Here is a 4307-nt window from a genome sequence, read left to right on the forward strand (position 1 = left end):
GCAATGCGGCAGCAAATATTTTGAGAAAAGTAGCGGCAAAATTGGGGTTCAATCTCAATGGAGTCAGTAGGGGTGTGTTGATTGCGCCTTTAAAAGTCCGACTTTGGACTCTTTAAGAATCCCTCGGATTTATCCGTAGGGAGTATCAAGATAAAATTAAAGCCAGAATAAGTTGCTAAATATCGAGAAACCCACTATGACCCCCAAAGTTGAAATCTATACTTGGAGCTGGTGCCCTTTTTGCATGCGGGCAAAAGCACTGTTGGATCGCAAAGGCGTAGAGTATCAGGAATACTGCATTGATGGAGATGACGAAGCGCGCGAAGAAATGGCAAAACGCGCCAATGGACGCCGATCGCTGCCCCAAATCTTCATTAGCGATCGCCACATTGGCGGTAGCGACGAACTGTACGCTCTGAACTCGGAAGACAAATTGGATCCAATGCTCCAGCCATCCGCCTAGTCCTTCCCCGGGGAACAGTCACAATAGCGATCGCCCCAAATGCGCGATCGCTATTTTCTTTCCCCTGACAAACAACAAATGACAAACCACGATCGCACTGATGATGGCGATCGCAAACTACCCCAGGCGCTTTCGCTTCTGATAAATTAATGAAGGTTATCAGCGAAACCGCATGATTGCAAATTACAGAGGGGAACAGGCGTGAAAATTGTTTCGATCGTAGATCCAATCGAGAAACTCGATCCCACCCACGACACCAGCATCGCACTGATGGAATCCGCCCAAGCTCGGGGACACGAACTGTGGATAACCCAAGCGGACCAACTCAGCGTAGTGGATGGCAAAGCATGGGCGCTTTTAGAGCGCGTATCCCTGAACCCCGTGGAACGAGTAGACGAACGCTGGATCGCAGCAGATCCCTGGTACGAAATCAAACCAGACCGACTATATCCACTCGAACAGATGGATGCACTCTTCATGCGAACCGATCCACCCGTCACCATTCCCTATCTCTACGCCACCTACATTCTCGACTATATCGACCCGACAAAAACCCTGACGATGAATTCCCCCCGGGGACTGCGGGCCGCAAATGAAAAAATGTACGCCCTCCAGTTTACCAACGTCATTCCCGAAACCATTGTCAGTCAAACCAAATCCGTCATTCGCGATTTTGTAGAGCGAAAAGGAGCCGGCGTGCTAAAGCCATTAGGCGGAAAAGCAGGAGAAGGTATTTTATTCTTGCAACCAAACGATTCTAACTTAAACTCATTGATAGAAATCAGTACCAAAAACGGTAAAGAACCGGTGATGGTGCAAACCTATTTGCCCGAAGCGCGTCAAGGGGACAAACGAATTATCCTCCTCAATGGCGAACCGATTGGCGCGGTGAATCGCGTCCCTAGCGGCACTGAATTTCGCGGCAACATGGCAGTTGGCGGTAAAGCTGTCAAAACCGCAATCACCGATCGCGAACGTCAAATCTGCACCGAAGTCGCCCCGAAACTGCGCGAAGATGGCTTATATTTCGTCGGTCTTGATGTCATCGGCGGCTATTTAACCGAAGTCAATGTCACCAGTCCCACAGGTCTGCGAGAAATTGACAAATACCAACCCGATGGTTATCGCTTGGGGGATAAAGTCATTGAATGGGTGGAAAATTATGTCTCTAAGTTAAAATAAACAGTCATCAAAAAATCGGAAATTTCACGGGTTTTATTTGTTGAAGAAATGCGGGGGAAAATGAGGAAAAGCTAATTTTTACCTCGTCTTTCCCATCCAAGGGATATTGTTGTTCACTGTGTTTTGAGAAGGTTATGAGCTATTCATCCACTCGAGGAGCGTCTAATCTAACGACAGCAGAAGGTCAAGGAACCGTTCGCGTCGCTATTGTGGGAACCGGGTTCGGCCAAAAGGTTCACATTCCGGGATTTAAAGACCATCCGCGCACTGAAGTGGTGGCGGTGTATCATCGCGATATCGATAAAGCAGAGGCGATCGCCAAAACCAATGATATTCCCTTTGCGGTCAATACCATTGAGGATATTGCCAAGATGGAAAATCTGGAGGCGGTGAGTATTTCCACGCCCCCTTTTTTGCATTATGAAATGGCTAAACCGATTTTAGCCGCCGGAAAGCACTTGTTATTGGAAAAACCGACAACTTTATCGGCAAGTGAAGCAAAAGAATTATATCAAATTGCCACAGATAAAAATGTGGTAACGGCGATGGATTTTGAATTTCGCTTCGTTCCCGCATGGCAGCGGTTGAAGGAACTGTTAGAACAGGGATATTGTGGCACACTGCGGTTGATTAAGGTGGATTGGTTGGTTGCTTCCCGCGCCGATGCCAACCGCGCTTGGAATTGGTACGCGCAAAAAGACAAAGGCGGTGGCGCATTGGGGGCGATCGGATCCCACAGTTTCGATTATATTCCCTGGTTGTTTGGCCCAGTGGGTCGTTTGTGTGGGCATCTGAGTACCGCAGTGGCACAGCGCCCGGATCCCGCCGCAGGGGGCCAACTCAAACCGGTGGATGCGGACGATACGGGGATGTTGATGCTACAACTGAGGGATGGTACCCCGGTGCAAATTACCTTGAGTTCCGCAACCTATGGCGGCAGGGGCCATTGGGTGGAAGTGTATGGCGATCGCGGTACCTTGATCCTCGGTAGCGACAATCTGAAAGATTACGTGCATGGGTTTAAACTGTGGGGGGCACCCGCAGGAGAAGAGTTGACTGAGCTCGAAATCCCGTCACGTCTCGCATTTGAGAAAACTTATCCCGATGGACGCATTGCGCCGTTTATCCGCACGATCGACAACTGGGTGCGCGGAATTGATGCCGCAAAAGCATCCGCGCCGTCGTTGTTAGACGGGGTGTATTCTCAGCTTTTGATGGATAGTACCCATGAATCCCACGCCACTGGCAGATTTGTTGAGATCCCGACAATTGAGGCATTTATGGCGGGTGGATAGCGATCTCTCTTCCCTGTCTGTGTCTCGATCGGTGAACGGCGATCGTTAAATTCCTGTTTGGCCTAATGTGGAAGTCCACTGCTTCCACCTTAGGCAATCTATCCCCTTCTTCGGGCATTCACTCGGCTATTTTTAGATAGATTTAGTCGCAATCAAAGCAATCTAGGGGTAATGCTATAACTGGAAACAATAGCGCGACAATCGGCAATCTTTATGCTATAATGGAAATTTAATTGTTTCTTCGCAAGACCGCTTGAAGGGCATAATAAGACGGTTTTGGTTTAAAGGATTCATCAAAAATTAAAGGATAATTGGGGTTATCTTCAATTTGTCTCATCCATGAATGAGCGTCGGTAAATCCCCAGAGCACGAATGCTTCGCAATTGCTGGCATCCAAGCAAACTTGCAGCATATCGCCGTAAAGTTTGGCTTGGGAGGCTAATTTTTCTTCCAGGGTGCCCTTGCCTTTGTGAAGTCCCACATCCATCTCGGTAATTTGAACCTCTAGGCCCAATTCTCCGAGTCGCTGCATATTTTGCGCCACCTTTTGCGGATCTGGGAATTTGTCCACATTCCAGATGTGCATTTGCAGACCCACGCCATCAATGGGGATGCCGCGTTGGCGCAAATCTTTGACGAAGTTATAAATGGCATCGGATTTTTTCCCTCGTCCTTCGCCGCCATAGTCATTATAGAAGAGCAGGGCATCCGGATCTACTTCATGCGCCCATTGAAAAGCCATTTCTACGTATTCCGGACCGATGCCGCGCAACCAAATGGTATCTCGGAAGTTGCCATCATCGCCGATCGCTTCATTGACTACATCCCACACGGCAATTTTGCTTTTATAGCGACCCAGCACGGTTTGAATATGCGATCGCACGATGTCGATATATTCATCCCGCGTAAATTCCCCCTCAGTCAACCATTCTGGTTGCATCCTATGCCACACTAGGGTATGACCGCGCACCTGCATCTCATGGGAAAGCGCAAACTCCACGATCGCATCGCTTTTGGAAAAATCATACACCTGGGGCTGAGGACTCAGCAGACCGAATTTCATCGCATTTTCTAGCGTGACCATGTTGAACTCGCGCGCTAGAACCCTGCGATACATGGGGTTTTCCTCTAGGGGGCGATAGGGTACCGCCGCACCTATAGAGATCCCCTGGGTAGCAGCAAGCGATCGCAACGATTCCCCAGTATCTTGCAGCTGAGAAATTTGCCCCATCCACAGGATTCCTGCCGTAGCTAGCACAAGCAGCAACAACAGCCAGAGTGTGCGTTTTACTCTCATCAGAAATTAGGGTTGGTAAGGGGGAGAACGGAAACCCTCGTCATTTATGCGTAGGGAGGAGTTCTCCCCC

Annotated in this window: 4 protein-coding genes; 3 read left to right on the plus strand and 1 reads right to left on the minus strand. The window is 49.1% G+C overall.

What is annotated here, in order from left to right; genetic code table 11:
• The first annotated feature begins 196 nt into the window (after positions 1-196).
• The 3 genes from grxC (at position 197) to LKK83_RS19920 (ending at position 2940) form a co-directional block, all read left to right on the plus strand.
• Positions 197-463, plus strand: coding sequence for a glutaredoxin 3 (gene grxC / locus LKK83_RS19910; RefSeq protein WP_324633054.1), 267 nt, complete (start codon positions 197-199; stop codon positions 461-463).
• Between the two features lie 201 nt (positions 464-664).
• Positions 665-1645 (plus strand): glutathione synthase, encoded by a 981-nt coding sequence (gene gshB, locus LKK83_RS19915; RefSeq protein ID WP_324633055.1) that lies wholly within the window; start codon positions 665-667, stop codon positions 1643-1645.
• A 134-nt stretch (positions 1646-1779) separates the two neighbouring features.
• Positions 1780-2940 (plus strand): Gfo/Idh/MocA family protein, encoded by a 1161-nt coding sequence (locus tag LKK83_RS19920; protein WP_324633056.1) that lies wholly within the window; start codon positions 1780-1782, stop codon positions 2938-2940.
• 229 nt (positions 2941-3169) lie between these two features.
• On the opposite strand, the gene LKK83_RS19925 is transcribed toward LKK83_RS19920, so the two are convergent.
• A complete protein-coding gene (locus LKK83_RS19925) occupies positions 3170-4237 on the minus strand; it encodes an endo-1,4-beta-xylanase (protein WP_324633057.1) in 1068 nt (355 codons plus the stop codon).
• Between the last annotated feature and the right edge of the window lie 70 nt (positions 4238-4307).

This window comes from Phormidium sp. CCY1219 (assembly GCF_035615515.1).
Lineage (GTDB): Bacteria > Cyanobacteriota > Cyanobacteriia > Cyanobacteriales > Laspinemataceae > CCY1219.